Annotated in this window: 12 protein-coding genes and 2 pseudogenes; 5 read left to right on the plus strand and 9 right to left on the minus strand. The window is 71.4% G+C overall.

What is annotated here, in order from left to right; translation table 11 throughout:
- Positions 1 to 495: pseudogene (locus AOK15_RS21970) on the plus strand (hypothetical protein); the annotation flags it as partial.
- 264 nt (positions 496 to 759) lie between these two features.
- On the opposite strand, the gene AOK15_RS21975 reads toward AOK15_RS21970, so the two are convergent.
- Together AOK15_RS21975 and AOK15_RS21980 are read right to left on the minus strand one after the other, a co-directional pair.
- The gene (locus tag AOK15_RS21975; protein ID WP_055519529.1) at positions 760 to 996 is read right to left on the minus strand and encodes a hypothetical protein; all 237 of its coding nucleotides are present in this window, start codon (positions 994 to 996) and stop codon (positions 760 to 762) included.
- Between the two features lie 244 nt (positions 997 to 1,240).
- The gene (locus AOK15_RS21980; protein ID WP_055519531.1) at positions 1,241 to 2,221 is read right to left on the minus strand and encodes a LuxR C-terminal-related transcriptional regulator; all 981 of its coding nucleotides are present in this window, start codon (positions 2,219 to 2,221) and stop codon (positions 1,241 to 1,243) included.
- Between the two features lie 322 nt (positions 2,222 to 2,543).
- Between AOK15_RS21980 and AOK15_RS21985 the strand changes: the two genes are divergently transcribed.
- The 3 genes from AOK15_RS21985 (at position 2,544) to AOK15_RS21995 (ending at position 6,336) form a co-directional block, all read left to right on the plus strand.
- Positions 2,544 to 3,005 carry an NUDIX hydrolase gene (locus AOK15_RS21985; protein WP_055519533.1) on the plus strand — a complete coding sequence of 154 codons (462 nt, stop codon included), beginning with the start codon at positions 2,544 to 2,546 and terminating at the stop codon, positions 3,003 to 3,005.
- Between the two features lie 328 nt (positions 3,006 to 3,333).
- Positions 3,334 to 5,103 (plus strand): TIGR03767 family metallophosphoesterase, encoded by a 1,770-nt coding sequence (locus AOK15_RS21990; RefSeq protein WP_055519535.1) that lies wholly within the window; start codon positions 3,334 to 3,336, stop codon positions 5,101 to 5,103.
- A gap of 93 nt (positions 5,104 to 5,196) precedes the next feature.
- A complete protein-coding gene (locus AOK15_RS21995; protein ID WP_205632200.1) occupies positions 5,197 to 6,336 on the plus strand; it encodes a serine hydrolase domain-containing protein in 1,140 nt (379 codons plus the stop codon).
- A 96-nt stretch (positions 6,337 to 6,432) separates the two neighbouring features.
- Here the strand turns inward: AOK15_RS21995 and AOK15_RS22000 are convergent, their stop codons facing one another.
- Entirely contained in the window at positions 6,433 to 7,485 is a 1,053-nt protein-coding gene (locus AOK15_RS22000; protein ID WP_055519539.1) for a hypothetical protein, read from the minus strand.
- 346 nt (positions 7,486 to 7,831) lie between these two features.
- The gene (gene pepN, locus AOK15_RS22005; RefSeq protein WP_055519541.1) at positions 7,832 to 10,408 is read right to left on the minus strand and encodes an aminopeptidase N; all 2,577 of its coding nucleotides are present in this window, start codon (positions 10,406 to 10,408) and stop codon (positions 7,832 to 7,834) included.
- A 162-nt stretch (positions 10,409 to 10,570) separates the two neighbouring features.
- Here pepN and AOK15_RS22010 point away from each other — a divergent pair, with 162 nt between their 5' ends.
- On the plus strand, positions 10,571 to 11,224 hold the full coding sequence (locus AOK15_RS22010; RefSeq protein ID WP_055519542.1) for a mycothiol-dependent nitroreductase Rv2466c family protein: 654 nt from the start codon (positions 10,571 to 10,573) through the stop codon (positions 11,222 to 11,224).
- 46 nt (positions 11,225 to 11,270) lie between these two features.
- Here AOK15_RS22010 and AOK15_RS22015 read toward each other — a convergent pair whose 3' ends face one another.
- The 5 genes and pseudogenes from AOK15_RS22015 to AOK15_RS47085 all read right to left on the minus strand — a co-directional run.
- Positions 11,271 to 11,828, minus strand: a complete 558-nt coding sequence (locus AOK15_RS22015; protein WP_055519544.1) for a DUF4240 domain-containing protein — start codon at positions 11,826 to 11,828, stop codon at positions 11,271 to 11,273.
- A gap of 48 nt (positions 11,829 to 11,876) precedes the next feature.
- A complete protein-coding gene (locus AOK15_RS22020) occupies positions 11,877 to 12,110 on the minus strand; it encodes a hypothetical protein (RefSeq protein WP_055519546.1) in 234 nt (77 codons plus the stop codon).
- A gap of 103 nt (positions 12,111 to 12,213) precedes the next feature.
- On the minus strand, positions 12,214 to 13,599 hold the full coding sequence (locus AOK15_RS22025) for an amino acid permease (protein ID WP_055519548.1): 1,386 nt from the start codon (positions 13,597 to 13,599) through the stop codon (positions 12,214 to 12,216).
- Between the two features lie 112 nt (positions 13,600 to 13,711).
- The coding region (locus AOK15_RS22030) for a TauD/TfdA dioxygenase family protein (protein ID WP_240508542.1) at positions 13,712 to 14,276 on the minus strand (565 nt) is incomplete at its 5' end.
- Between the two features lie 2 nt (positions 14,277 to 14,278).
- Positions 14,279 to 14,511: pseudogene (locus AOK15_RS47085) on the minus strand (TauD/TfdA dioxygenase family protein); the annotation flags it as partial.
- Positions 14,512 to 14,646: the final 135 nt, after the last annotated feature.

Genomic DNA, 14,646 nt, shown 5'->3' on the forward strand with positions numbered 1-14,646 from the left:
GCGGCGGCCGCCGCCATGGTCGTCGTGGGTCTCGGCGTCGTTGTCGTCGAGTCGGGCGCCGGGGGCTCGGCGGATTCCGCCAGCACCGATACCAAGCAGGGGGACGGCAGCAGCTTGCACGACGGCTCGAAGGGCAGCGCGGGCAGCGGGAACGCCGACGCGCAGGTCAGTCCCGAGAGCTACGACATCGCCTGCGCCCGCCTGATCGTCGAGGGCACCGTCGTCTCCGTCGAACCCGTACCCGGCACCGAGCGGGACCGCGTCACCCTCGACGTCGACCGCTCCTACAAGCCGGACCACGGCGAGAAGGAGATCGTCTTCCCGCTGGACCAGGACACCCGCCCCCGGGTGAAGAAGGGCGACCGCGCCCTCGTCGGCATCCCACGCGACGGCGCCGAACCCGACCTGTGGACCACCGACCCGTCCGACATCGCCGGCCTGCGAGCCTGGATCGAGACCGCGGCGCCGGAGGCGGAGGGCGAGGCGTGTAAGTGAGGAATGCTCCGGGGGCGGCCGTCACCGCAGGCCGACCTCCGGGGCGCTGCACGCCCGATGCTTGCCCGGGGGAGGCACGCTCGCCCCGGTCGGCGTACCCCCCCCGGCGATGTGTCCGCATACGCATACGGCCCGCCGGGGAAACCGGCGGGCCGTATTCCGGCGGGCCTGAGCGGCGGCGGCACCGCCGGGCACCCCGGATCGGATCGTCCGATCCCAGGGTGCTTTTGAGCCTGGGTGCGACGAGGGTGACCGGCGGTCAGGTCACTCCTGGTCGTCCCAGGTCCAGGTCGTCTTGTGGCCGGGGACGATCACACCGGGCTGCACGCCGCCCTTGTCCGGCTTGGCGGGCACGACGATCTCCGTCACGGTGTCGTCCGCGGCCAGCCGCGTGCCCGCCGGGGCGTCGACAGCGGTGCCGAGGACGAGGGCCGCCGCCGCGGAACCCAGACCGAGGAGGGCGAGGACGCCGATGCGCCGGGAGCGCGTCGAGGAATGCACAACCGTTCCTCTTTCGTGAGGGGTTACAGGTGAGGGCCCTGCGAAGGGCCATGACCGATCATGGTTGATCACCGTCCGAAACGCAGGTGCTCACGATGGCCGCTTGCGGCCATGGCCGGACAGGGCCACCGCGCCCGCGATTAGGTCCCGGCAGAGGGATCCCGGGGGAGGGATTCCGGCAGAGGAATGTCGCCGGAGGGGGCTCGGCGGCGACGCAACAGCCAGTCCCACCGGACGGCTGACGCTACAGCCAGCCCCGCCGTACGGCCTCCGCGCCCGCCTCGAACCGGCTCTGCGCGTCCAGCCGCTTCATCAGGTCCGACATCAGCCGTCTGATCGTACGCACGGACAGCCCCAGCTTGCGGGCGATCCCCTGGTCGGTCATCCCCTCGGACAGCAGCTTCAGCAGGACCCGGTCGCGTTCGCTCGCCCCGTCGCCCACCGCGGCCGGTGCCTCCGCGCCCAGGGGCACGCCCTGCGCCCAGACCAGCTCGAACAGCTCGGCGAGGGCCTGGACGACGCCCTGGTAGCGGACGACGAGCGCGCCCTGGCGGCTGTCCTCGGCGTTCACCGGCACGACCGCGACCTCACGGTCACAGATGATCATCCGCATCGGAAGGGCGGGCACGGTGCGCACCTGTCCGCCCATGGAGGTGAGCCAGGTCGCGTAGTCGGAGGTGGGCTGGTCGTTGCGGACGCTGTCGAGGTAGACGGAGCGCATCCGCACGCCCCGGTCGAAGGATTCCTGGTCGAGGGGGCGGGCCGACTCCAGGCCGGCCGCGCTCACGGCGCCGCCCGGTGTGAAGGTGCAGACCTCATGCACCGCGTCCCGCGACAGCTGCTCCAGCCGGGTGCGGACCGCGTTCACCCCGACCAGGTGCTCGGCGCCCCCGGTGTGCCGCAGCCCCAAGGCCGCGTACTCCTTGGTGAATTCGGCGACCACCGCCTGATGCCGGGACAGATGGGCGCGCTCGGCGTCGAGTTGGGCCTCGCGGCGGCGCAGTACCGGCCCCAGGATCGTCTCGGGGTTCATCGGCAGGTACGTCGTGTCCGTGACGGGGCTCAGCAGGGAGAGGTCGGAGAGCCGGTCCACGGCCGCCCGCACCTCGTCCTCGGTGAGGCCCGTGTGCTGTTGGACGTCGTGGAGGGTCCAGGACGGGTTGGTGAGCAGGCTCCGGTAGACGCTGACGGCCTCGGTGTCCGCTTCCAGGAATTCGTCCAGCACAGTCGGCCCTTTCGCCTCCCCACCCCCTTATGCCCGGACGGGAATCCTAGTTCGATCCGTGGCGATTTCGCGGTGGATCTGGGGTCTTGTGGCGAAGGCTACAGGGCAGGCACGACAGTGCCATGGCGCGTTGATGCCACCCTGCGCCCCTGGTGTTAGGAAGGGGCCCCGGCTGAAGATCGAAGGGCGCGACGCACCGATGTGCGGCGGCCCGTCCAACGGGGGGACGGGCCGTCGCGCCGACCGCCCCCCGTCGCCAGGGGGCGGGTGCCACGTGGGGAGCACCCGCCCCTTCCCCGTATTCGTTGAGTAACGTCTCCTCATGCGCGAGGACTTGCGGGTGGCGGCCTACGCCGTATGCGTACGGGACGGACAAGTGCTGCTGGCCCGCTGGGTCGCCCGGGACGGCACCAAGAGCTGGACCCTCCCCGGCGGCGGCATGGACCACGGTGAGGATCCCTACGACACCGTCATCCGCGAGGCCGACGAGGAGACCGGCTACACCGTCGAGCCGACCGCCCTCCTCGGGATCGACTCCGTCACCGAGGACCGCTCCCGGCGCCTGGGCTCCCGCGCCGCCTTCCACAGCCTCCGCCTCGTGTACGAGGCCCGCGTGACGGGCGGCACCCTGCGCCACGAGACCAACGGCTCGACGGACATGGCCGCGTGGCACCCCTTGGAGGAGGTCCCCGACCTGGAGCGGGTCGCCCTGGTGGACGTGGGCCTGACCCTGTGGCGCCGACGCCCGCCGAACGGCCACCTGGAACCGCCGGACGCCCTCTAGGGGCCCGGGGAACCGCGCGACAAGCCCCGACGAACCCGAAGCCACCCCACCACGCAAGCCCGCGCGGCGCATCCGTGCCCTACCCCGTCACATGAACGAGGAGTGACCACTTCCCCTCGGTTGCCCTTATCTTCGGCAACCTCCGGCGAACACCCACCGCCCGCGAAGATCCACGTACGGTGATCGGCGCCACCCGTTGCCACCTCGTTAACGTCCAGGTCATCCCGGCTGCCAAGCATTCAGTACGAGCGGGAACCCCACTCCGGCCCCCAACGCGGAGCGGCCCCGCGACCACTGCCGACGCGTTCGCACTCGGGGAGACCGCGCCATGTCGCGCATACGCTCAGTCGCTGCCGCCGCCACCAACCCTGACCGCCGCGCCTTCCTCGCCGCCACCGGCGCGGTCGGCCTCTCGGCGGGCATCGGGCTCGCCCTGCGGCCGGAGACGGACGCTCACGCCGCCACCACCGGGACCACCACCGAGGTCCCCCTGGCGAACCTCTCCAACCGGGAGGCCCCGGCCGCCCCGCTCGCGCCGTACACAAGAGGCACCACCCTCGCCTCGGTCGCGGCGCCGCGGAACGCCTCCGGCTACCGCCGGCTCGGCGACGGCCCCGCCTGGAAGCGGGTCGTGCGCTCCGACCTCGCGACCCCCAAGTCCGGCCGGGAGAAGCGCCGTACGGCTCTCGCGTCGTTCGTGCAGTTCACCGACCTGCATGTCGTCGACGTGCAGCACCCGCTGCGCTACGAGTACCTGCGTGCCCAGACCGCGAGCGCCTGGCGGCCGCAGGAGGCACTGTCCGTGGCGGGGGCCGTCTCGCTCGTCGAGCGGGTCAACTCACTGCGCGGCGCCCCCGTCACCGGCTCGCCGCTGCACTTCGTGATGACGACCGGCGACAACACCGACAACAACTCCAGGACGGAGCTGGACTGGTTCCTGAAGGTGATGAGCGGTGGCCGCGTCACCCCCAACTCCGGTGACCCGCGCCGCTACGAGGGCGTCCAGAACAGCGGCCTGGGGCTCTACTGGCAGCCGGACTCCACGCTCCGCGACGCCGACAAGAAGCTCGGCTTCCCCCACCTGGACGGCTTCCTCGCGGCCGCGATCCGCCAGGTCAACAGCCCCGGCCTGAACGTCCCCTGGTACTCCACCGTCGGCAACCACGACTCCCTCCCCGGCGGCTGCTACGCCCCCGGCGACTCCTTCTTCGCGGACTTCGCGGTCGGCGGGAAGAAGCTGATGACCCTGGACGAGCAGGTCGGCAAGGCCCTCTGGGACAACGTCAAGGGCGGCGGCGACCCCCGCGGGGCCGACTGGAAGGCCGTCCTCAAGTCCCAGGCGAAGAAGATGCGTTCGGTCACCCCGGACGAGGGCCGGGCGCCCTTCACGCCCCTGGAGTACCTGAAGGCGCACCTCGACCCGGCCCACACCGGCCCCGGCCCGGTGGGCCACGGCTACTCGCAGGCCAACCTCGACGCCCGCACCCAGTACTACGTCTTCCGGATCGCCGATGACGTCATCGGCATCAGCCTCGACTCCACCGACCCCGGCGGCCACTACGAGGGCTCGCTGGGCACGGCACAACTGAAGTGGCTGGAGCGGACGTTGAAGGACGCCGCCAAGAAGGGCACGTACGCCGTGGTCTTCAGCCACCACACCAGCACCACCATGCGCAACCTCCGCAAGGACCCGTCCCGTCCGGGCGAGGCCCGGCACGGCGGCGACGAGGTGCTGGCCCTGCTGGGCCGCCACCGCAACGTCCTCGCCTGGGTGAACGGCCACAGCCACCGCAACCGCGTCACACCGCACAAGTACGCCGGCGGCGGCTCGTTCTGGGAGATCTCGACCGCGTCCCACATCGACTTCCCGCAGCTCGCGCGAGTGATCGAGCTGGTCGACAACAAGGACGGCACGATCTCCGTGTTCACGACCCTCATCGAGTCGGCCGCCCCGCACGCCACCCGCTTCACGGACCTCAGCCAGACCGGTCTGGCGGCCCTGTACCGCGAGCTGTCGTTCAACGCGCCGGGCCGCCGCGACACCCTCACCGGCACCCCCGGCGACCGCAACGTGGAGCTGGTGCTCCGAAAGGGCTGAAAACCGCTCAACGCCCGTACCCCTGGCAACCCGGGCCGCACCGCCGGGGTCCCCCTCCGTGACCGGACGATCATCACGGACACAGGGGGAACGATGGCAGTACGTACGGGTCTGGTGGCGGCGACCGCGGTGGTCGCGGCGGTGACGCTCGCCGCCCCGGTGGCGGCGGCCGCGCCCGCCGCCCCGAGAGACGGCCACGGCGCGACCCGTGAGGCGATGGACGCCAACGTGAAGGACGGCGTCGTGGGCATCGCCCTCCAGGCGAAGGACGCCCACGGCATATGGAAGGCGACGGCGGGCAAGGGCGACCTGCGGACCGGCGCGCCGCGCACCGCCCACGACCGCTTCCGGGCGGGCAGCATCACGAAGACCTTCGTGGCGACGGTCCTGCTCCAGCTGGAGGCCGAGGGCAGGCTGTCGCTGGACGACAAGGTCGACCGGTGGCTGCCCGGCCTGGTGCGCGGCAACGGCCACGACGGCCGCCGGGTGACGGTCCGCCAGCTCCTCAACCACACCAGCGGGATCTTCAACTACACCGCCGACGAGCAGCTCGCCCGCGACGTCTTCCTCGCCGACGGGTTCCTGAAGAACCGCTACCGCACCCACACGCCGCACCAGCTGGTCGGCATCGCGATGAAGCACAAGCCGGACTTCGCCCCCGGCACCGGCTGGAACTACTCCAACACCAACTACCTGCTCGCCGGTCTGGTGATCGAGAAGGTCACCGGCAACCCGTACGGCGACGAGATCCGCGCCCGCATCATCGAACCCCTCGGCCTGCGCGGCACGAAACTCCCCGGCACGTCCCCCGGCCTGCCGGGGCCGCACAGCCGCGCCTACTCCAAGCTGGCCGAGACCGCGGACGGAAAGACGTACGACGTCACCAGGATGAACCCCTCCGTGGCCGGCGCCGCGGGGGAACTGGTCTCCAGCGCCGACGACCTCAACCGCTTCTACTCGGCGCTGCTGCGGGGCCGGCTCCTGCCGAGGAAGCAGCTCGACGCGATGAGGACGACGGTCCCCGTGGAGAACCTCGGCAGTTACGGCCTCGGCCTCATCGAGCAGAAGCTCTCCTGCGGTGTGCGGGTGTGGGGCCACAGCGGAGGCATCCACGGCTCCGTCTCCGAGTCCGTCACCACCGAGGACGGACGCCACTCCCTGACCTTCAACTTCAACAGCGACTGGAAGGGCGACACCGGGGCGGTCGTGGAGGCGGAGTTCTGCGGCAAGTAGACGCCTGAGTACGGCACGAGGAAGGGCCGCCGTCCGGTGCGGCGGCCCTTCCTCTCCCCTCCTGCGTCCCGCCCGGGTGAGGGCGGGTTCCCGGAATTACCGGGGAAGCACCACCACATACGCGGCCGGATCGCGGTCGGACGACGCCATCAGCGCGGTGCGGACGACCGCCGCCTGCTGCTCCAGGGACTCACGCAGCTTCCTGGGAGTGAGGTGGACGACGGTGATGCCGAGCCGTTCCAGAGTCTCCCGCTTGCGGGCGTACTCGGACCAGAGCGCGTCGTTCTCCTGCCCGGGGGCCCGGGTGTCCAACTCCACCGCGACGGCCTGCTCCGGCCAGTACGCGTCGAGGCCGCCGAGGTGCGGGCCGCCGGGCAGCCGCAGGTCCACGTTCCAGACCGGGTCGGGCAGGGCGAACTCCCGGACCATGCGGTACAGCTGGTCCTCCGCGATCGCCCGCCCCTCGGCGAGCAGCGAGTCCACCGCGTCCGCGACATGAGGACGGTTCAGCAGCCGCGCCTGCGTCAACTCCCGCACCACCGCCGTCGGCTCGGTGTGCCCGCCGCGCACCGCCTCGGTCAGCAGCCGGCGTACGGAGTCCACGTCGACCAGCTCCGCGACCGCGTCGGCCAGGGCGCGCGGCACGGGGGCGACGGGCAGACCGGTCACGTACGACGGGGTCGGCAGGGACGCGGTACGGATGACGCGGGCGCAGCCGACGGTGCGCAGCCGGCGCAGGCGCGGGACCAGGACGTCGATGGTGTCCAGGGACAGCAAGGGGGGAGCGGACGAGAAGCCGTGCAGTGTCAGGGCCGCGAGACCCGTGATCACGGCGTCCGTGCAGTGGGGGGTCACGCGGGGCTCGTCGGCGTTCGGCTGCGCGGGAACCCCGGCGGCCGGCTCACGGAACGGGGTGCGGGCCGCGTACGACAGGACGGCGTGCAGCCGCTCCTCGGAGGTGGGCGGGCCGGGGTGCAGCAGGTAGACGCCGGGGAGGAGCTGCTGCCAGGGACCGCCCTGCCGGCACTGCTCGTTCGTCTCGGCCGGGGTGACACCCTGCGCGCGCAGCTGCGCGGCCGTCAGTACGCGGCGGTGCACGTTCGCGAGCCGGCTCAGGGGGCGGGAGGAGAGCGGGGTGTTGTGGTTCATGCCCCGGAGGTTCCCGCGCCGGGAGCGGCTGCGAACCGCTGTTACAAGCCCGTCGACAAATCCGGACAAGCCCGCACTAAAGTACGTGCGTTCGACTGTCGATAGTCGCTGGTCGGCCCCGCGATCGTAAAAGGTTACGGCTCCGACTACCCGAACTTCGTAACGCGGAACCAGGCAAGGGGAATTGACGCGGTTCGGCGCGACCCCGCGACTTCCCGACCACGGGCGGTCGCGGGCTGCCCGGATGGTCCCCCGCACTGCCCTTTCCCGGCTGTGGGCGGCCGCGCACCCGACCCGGCCGGCGGGCGGGCGCCGGGTGCGCGACACAGGTGAGGACCAGGGAGGGTTACCCCTCGCCCCCCGCGTCACACGCCTGCGCCCGCAGTGCCCGGGCCAGGTCGTCGCGGGCCTCCACCACCAGGCGGCGCAGCGCGGGCGCGGCCCCCTCGTGGGCGGCGAGCCACGCGTCCGTCGCGTCCAGGGTCGCCGGGGAGTCCTGCAGCGACGGGAACAGCCCCCGCACCACGTCCATCCCGATCTGGATGGACCGGTCGGCCCACACCCGCTCGATCACCTCGAAGTACCGCTCGGCGTACGGCGCCGCCAACTCCCGCTGGGACGGCCGCGCGAACCCGGCGATGGTCGCCTCCACCAGCGCGTTCGACAGCACGTCCGACTCCACCACGGACGCCCACGCCTGCGCCTTCACCGCGGCCGACGGCCGGGCCGCCAGGCATCGCACCTGGTGCCGCTTCCCGGACGCCGTGTCGTCGCGGGCCAGCTCCGCCGCGAGGATGCCCTCACCGGCCACCCCGTATGTCGCCAGCGGCTCCAGGAACGCCCACCGCAGCTCCTGGTCGACCTCCAGCCCGTCGACCTTCTCGGTCCCGGCGAGCAGCCCCTGGAGCACCCCGAGGTCGGCCTCGCTCGACGCCACCGCCGCGAAGAACCGCGCCCAGGTCAACTGGTGCTGGCTCCCCGGCTCGGCGGCCCGCAGCTCCCGCAGGGCACCCTCCGCCAGCAGCCGGTCGCCGGTCTCCCGCCACTCGGGCGCCGCGTAGAAGGTGAGCGCCGAGTTCGCCCAGGCGTGCAGCATCTGCAGCACGCCGATGTCCGTCTCCCGGCCCGCGAACCGCAGCACCAGGTCGACGAAGTCCCGGGCCGGGAGCAGCGCGTCCCGCGTGAGGTTCCACAGCGCCGACCAGCACAACGCGCGCGCCAGCGGGTCGGAGATGTCGCCGAGCGCGGCCCGCAGCGTGTCCAGCGACCCCGCGTCGAAGCGGATCTTGCAGTACGTGAGGTCGTCGTCGTTGACCAGCACCAGCTCCGGAGCCTCGGCCCCGGCCAGCTCCGCCACGACCGTCCGCGCCCCGACGACGTCCGCCTCGGCCCGTGCGTACCGCTCCAGCGCGCCGTCGCCGCCGCGCCGGTACAGGCCGATCGCCACCCGGTGCGGCCGTAGCTCGGGGTGGGACTCGGCGGCCTCCTGCACCACCGCCAGCTCGTCGATGCGGCCCTCGGCGTCGAGGAGCACCTGTGGGGTGAGGGAGTTCACCCCGGCCGTCTCCAGCCAGGCCCGCGACCAGGCCGGCATGTCCCGGCCGCTGGTCTCCTCCAGCACCGACAGCAGGTCACCGAGGCGCGTGTTGCCGTAGGCGTTGCGCTTGAAGTAGCGGCGGGCGCCCTCCAGGAACGCCTCGCGCCCCACGTACGCCACCAGCTGCTTCAGGACGGACGCGCCCTTGGCGTAGGTGATGCCGTCGAAGTTGAGCTTGGCGTCCTCCAGGTCACGGATGTCGGCCGTGACGGGGTGGGTGGAGGGCAGCTGGTCGGCGCGGTACGCCCAGGACTTGCGGTTGTTGGCGAAGGTGACCCAGCCGTTGGTGAAGCGGGTGGCCTCGACCATCGAGAAGGACCCCATGAAGTCGGCGAAGGACTCCTTCAGCCACAGGTCGTCCCACCACACCATGGTCACGAGGTCGCCGAACCACATGTGCGCCATCTCGTGCAGGATGACGTTGGCCCGCCGCTCGTAGGACGCCCGGGTGACCTTGCCGCGGAAGATGAACTCCTCCCGGAACGTGACGAGCCCCGGGTTCTCCATCGCGCCGAGGTTGTACTCGGGGACGAACGCCTGGTCGTACTTCCCGAACGGGTACGGGTAGTCGAAGTGGTCGTGGAAGAAGTCCAGACCCTGCTTGGTGATCTCGAAGACGTCGTCGGAGTCGAAGTAGGGGGCGAGCCCCTTGCGGCACATCGCGCCGAGCGGGATCTCCAGGCGTGTGCCGTCGCCGAGGACCCGCTCGTAGGAGTCGGTGACGTAGTGGTACGGGCCGGCGACCACGGCGGTGATGTACGTCGAGATCGGCTTGGTCTCCGCGAACCGCCACACCCCGTCGGTCCGCTCGCCGGCGCCGTTGCTCCACACCACCCAGTCCTCGGGCGCCCGCACCTCGAAGCGGAAGGGGGCCTTGAGGTCCGGCTGCTCGAAGTTCGCGAAGACCCGGCGGGCGTCGGCGGGCTCGTACTGCGTGTAGAGGTAGACCTCGCCGTCCTCCGGGTCGACGAAGCGGTGCATGCCCTCGCCGGTGCGGGAGTAGGCGCACTGGGCGTCGACCACCAGCTCGTTCTCGGCGGCCAGGTCCTCCAGGACGATCCGGGAGCCGTCGAAGACCGCGCGCGGGTCGAGATCCTTGCCGTTGAGGGAGACCGACGTCACACTCGGCGCGATCAGATCGGCGAAGCTGGTGGCGCCCGGGTCGGCGCACCGGAAGCGGATGGTCGTCACCGAGCGGAAGGTCCGCGGCTCGTCACCCCGGTCGCCGACGGCGGACCGCAGGTCGAGGGAGACCTCGTAGCCGTCGACGGACAGCAGCGCGGCCCGCTCCTGGGCCTCGTCGCGGGACAGATTCTCACCGGGCACGGGCGGCACTCCCTCGGGGGTGGTGTTCAGTATGCGGACAGGGCCGATCCTGCCATGCGCTCCTGACGCCGGGCAGTCGGGAATGAGGCGAGCGGTCGCCGGTGTTGCGGGTTGTTGCGCTGTAAACCGACCACCGCACTCTTGCTCTTCTCGAGGAGAACCATGTCCGAGCAGACCTCAGGCAAGACCCCCGTCGACTTCTGGTTCGACCCGCTGTGCCCCTGGGCATGGATGACCTCGCGGTGGGTCCTGGAGGTGGAGAAGGTCCGTGACATCGAGGTCCGCTGGCATCTGATGAGCCTCGCGGTCCTCAACGAGAACAAGCTGGACGAACTCCCCGAGGAATACCGCGAGCTGCTGGAGACGAAGGCCTGGGGCCCGGTCCGCGTGGTCATAGCCGCCCAGGAGGAGCACGGCGCCGAGGTGCTCGGCGACCTCTACACGGCGATCGGCACGCGCGCCCACAACCAGGGTGAGGGCGCCGGCAAGGAGGTCGTCGCCGCGGCCCTGAAGGAGGTCGGGCTGCCCGACTCCCTGATGGACCACTGGGACTCCACCCCGTACGAGCCGCAGCTGCGCGCCTCCCACAAGGAGGGCATCGACAAGGTCGGCCAGGACGTCGGCACACCCGTCATCGCGGTCCCCGGCGCCGACGGCGAGCAGATCGCGTTCTTCGGCCCGGTCGTCACCCCCGCCCCGCAGGGCGAGGAGGCCGCCAAGCTGTGGGACGGCACCCTCCTCGTCGCCTCGGTCCCCGGCTTCTACGAGATCAAGCGCACCCGCACCAAGGGCCCCGACTTCAGCAACCTGGTCTGACCCGCCCCGGCCCCGGGCGCCCACCGCGCCCGGCGCCGACCGGTGTTCACGCCGCCCGGTGCCTCGCGTACAGGGCGGCCAGACGGGGCAGTCGGCGCTCCGTCTCCGCCCAGTCGTCGAAGTCGAAGTTCCACGAGGGGTCCAGCGCCGGGTAGCGGATGCGGAAGCAGTCCGGGGGCAGGTCCTCCCCGGTGGCCGCGCGGTGGGCGTCCCAGGCGATGCCGAGGGTTCTCTCGCACTCGACCTCGGCCCAGTCCTCGGACGCCCGCCGGATCACGGGCGACCCGGCGAGGGAGTCGGGGTCGGCGACGGCCCGCTCGAAGACCTCGCGGCCCTGGAGCACGAGCCAGCCCCGGAAGTAGTCGAAGCCGTCGTCCGAGCAGCCCCCGTTGATCGTGTACGCCGCGGCCCACAGGGGAGCGCGGTACGACGTGCCCAGCAGGTCCCACAGGATCTGCTGGGCGGCCACGATCTCGCTGACCGGCCGGGCCGCGAGCAGCGCGGCGGCCCGCTCGGCGACGGCTCGGGCGCCGTCCGGATCCTCGGGGGCCCCGGCCGTGCGGCGCGCCTCGTCGACGATGCTCCAGAACTCGTTCACGTCCATGGGTCGAAGCCTGGCAGAGGGGTCTGACAACACGCCCCGGCCCCCGGGTCACTCCAGTTCGTCGGGCAGGCGCTTGGTGAGCCTGAAGTGCTTCTCGTGGCCACGGGTACGGAGGTTGAGACAGACCTTGCCGTCGGGGCGGTCGTTGACGCACTTGTAGTAGTTGTCCGAGATGGGGTTGCCGAGCTGTCTCTGCAGCCAGTCGCGCTCCTTGGCGTTCAGTGGCTCGTGCGGCTCCTCCGAGCGGCAGGTCTGGCAGGTCAGTCGTCGCGACGTAGGCATCCCCCAAGAATCCCGCCGAAACCACCCGTAACGGAAGAGGCTGCGCCGAAAGCCCCCCGGAAACAGGAGAACCGAGACGCGAACGAGTGCCGGCGGGACGACATCAGCGCTTCTCCCGCGCCCGCTGCCACCCGTACCCCACGGCCGCCAGCACCGCCGTCATCCCGCCCGACCAGTACAGCTGTGTCCGGGTCGCCGGCTCGCGGGCCATGAGGACGAACACCGCCGCCATCCCGGCCAGCGCCACCCAGGTCAGCCAGGGGAACGCCCACATGCGGACGACGAGGCGCTCGGGGGCCTCGCGTTCGATACGGCGGCGCAGCAGCAGCTGCGAGACGGCGATGAGGATCCACACGACGAGGATCACCGCGCCGATCATGTTCAACAGCCACGCGAAGACGTCGTCGGGCCGCCAGTAGCTGAGCACGACGCACAGGAAGCCGAAGACGCTGGAGGCCAGCACCGCGATCCGGGGGACGCCGCCCGAGACCCGGCCGAGGAACCTCGGGCCCTGCCCGCGCTCCACCAGGGAGTACGCGATGCGTGAGGAGCCGTAGATGTTGGCGTTCATCGCGCTCAGCAGCGCCACGAACACCACCACGTTCATCAGTTGACCGGCGCCGGGGATGCCGATGTGGTCCAGGGCGGCGACGTACGGGCCCTTCTCGACGACCGCCTTCGAGTCCCACGGGACCAGCGTGACGATGACGGCCATGGAGCCGATGTAGAAGACCGCGATCCGCCACATCGCCGTCCGCACGGCGGTCGCCACGCCCTTCACGGGGTTCTCCGACTCGGCCGCCGCGATCGTCACGGTCTCCAGACCGCCGTACGCGAAGATCGAGGCGAGCAGGCCGACGACGAGGCCGTCCGTGCCGCCCGGCAGCAGACCGCCCTCGCCGGTGAGGTGGGAGAGACCGGGCGAGTCGCCGCCGGGCAGGATGCCCGCGACGGCCAGGACGCCCAGCACCAGGAACAGGCTGATCGCGCCGACCTTCAGCGCGGCGAACCAGAACTCGAACTCGCCGAAGTTCTTCACGGCCGCCAGGTTGGTGCCGAGGAACACCAGCATGAACAGCGCGACCCACGCCCACTCGGGCGTCCCGGGCACCCATCCGGTCACGATCTTCGCGGCGCCGATGCCCTCCAGACCCACGGCGGTGCACAGCAGCACCCAGAACGACCAGCCTGCGGTGAAGCCCGCCCACGGGCCGACCGCGCGTTCCGCGTGCGCCGAGAAGGAACCCGACGAGGGATACGCGGCGGACATCTCGCCGAGCATCCGCATCACCAGCATCACGAGGAGCCCGGAGAGGGCGTACGCGAGGACGATCGACGGGCCGGCGGCGGCGATCCCCGCCCCGGAGCCGACGAAGAGTCCCGCGCCGATCACCCCGCCGAGGGCGATCATCGACAGGTGGCGCTGCTTGAGGCCGTGGGAGAGGGCGGCGTTCTGCTCCGGTGGAGCCTTCACGGTGCTGCTGGGCATGGGCGCGGCTCGTCCAATGCGTGAGAGGGCAAAAACGTCCACAGTCTGGGCAGCCCCTTCGCCCGTACGAAGGGGCTGTCCGCTATCCGGACGTGTCCGGCACGCAAGGTGATCAGGCGGCTACGGGGGTCGCCGCCGGGGTGTAGTGCGCCGCGTCCCCCTCGATGGAGTAGCTCTCCTTCCCCTCGACGCCCACCGGCACGTCACCGGCGACGGTCACCCGGTGCAGCCGCCGCGGCAGACCGTCGTAGTTGTCGATGGCGTAGTGCTGGGTGATGCGGTTGTCGAAGATGACGAGCTGGTTCTCCGACCAGCGGTGGCGCAGCACGTTCTCCGGCCGGGTGACGTACGACTGGAACAGGTCGAGGAGCCCCCGGGACTCGCCCGTCGACAGACCGACGACGCGCTGCGCGAACCCGCCGATGAACAGCCCGCGTTCGCCCGTCAGCGGGTGTACGCGCACCACCGGGTGGACCGTCCGGTACTTGATGGACGTGAACTGGGCGCGTGCGGCCGCCTGCTGCTCGTCGAGGGCCTCCTCGGGCACCGCGTAGTCGTAGTCGTTGGTGTGCTCCGCCCACAGCGTGTCGGCGAGGGCGCGCAGCGGCTCGGGCAAATCGCGGTACGCCGCCGCCGCATCGGCGATCAGCGTCTCGCCGCCGTACGGCGGGATCGTGNNCCGTCGACGGACGGCACCGTCGGGTGGGCGGTGGTGATGTCTCCGAAGTGCCGGACGAAGGCCTGCTGGCTCGCGTCGTCGAGGTTCACCACGTCGAAGACCAGGGCCTTGTGGACGTTGAGGGCCTCCCGGAGCTCGGCGACGGTCGCGTCGTCGAGGGAGCGGGCGATGTCGACGCCGGCCACCTTGGCGCCGATGTTCCCGGTGATCTTGCGGATCTGGAGGTCGGACATGTGCGGGTCCTTTCAGACGAGGGCGGTTTCCCGGGCGGGGCCGGCGTACTGGTTGACGGCGCGGGGGAGGCCGTAGCGCTCCCGCAGGGTCCGGCCCGGCCCGTACGCTTCGCGCAGCAGACCGCGGGCGCGCAG

Source organism: Streptomyces ossamyceticus, from assembly GCF_001418475.1.
GTDB classification, from domain to species: Bacteria; Actinomycetota; Actinomycetes; order Streptomycetales; family Streptomycetaceae; genus Streptomyces; species Streptomyces ossamyceticus.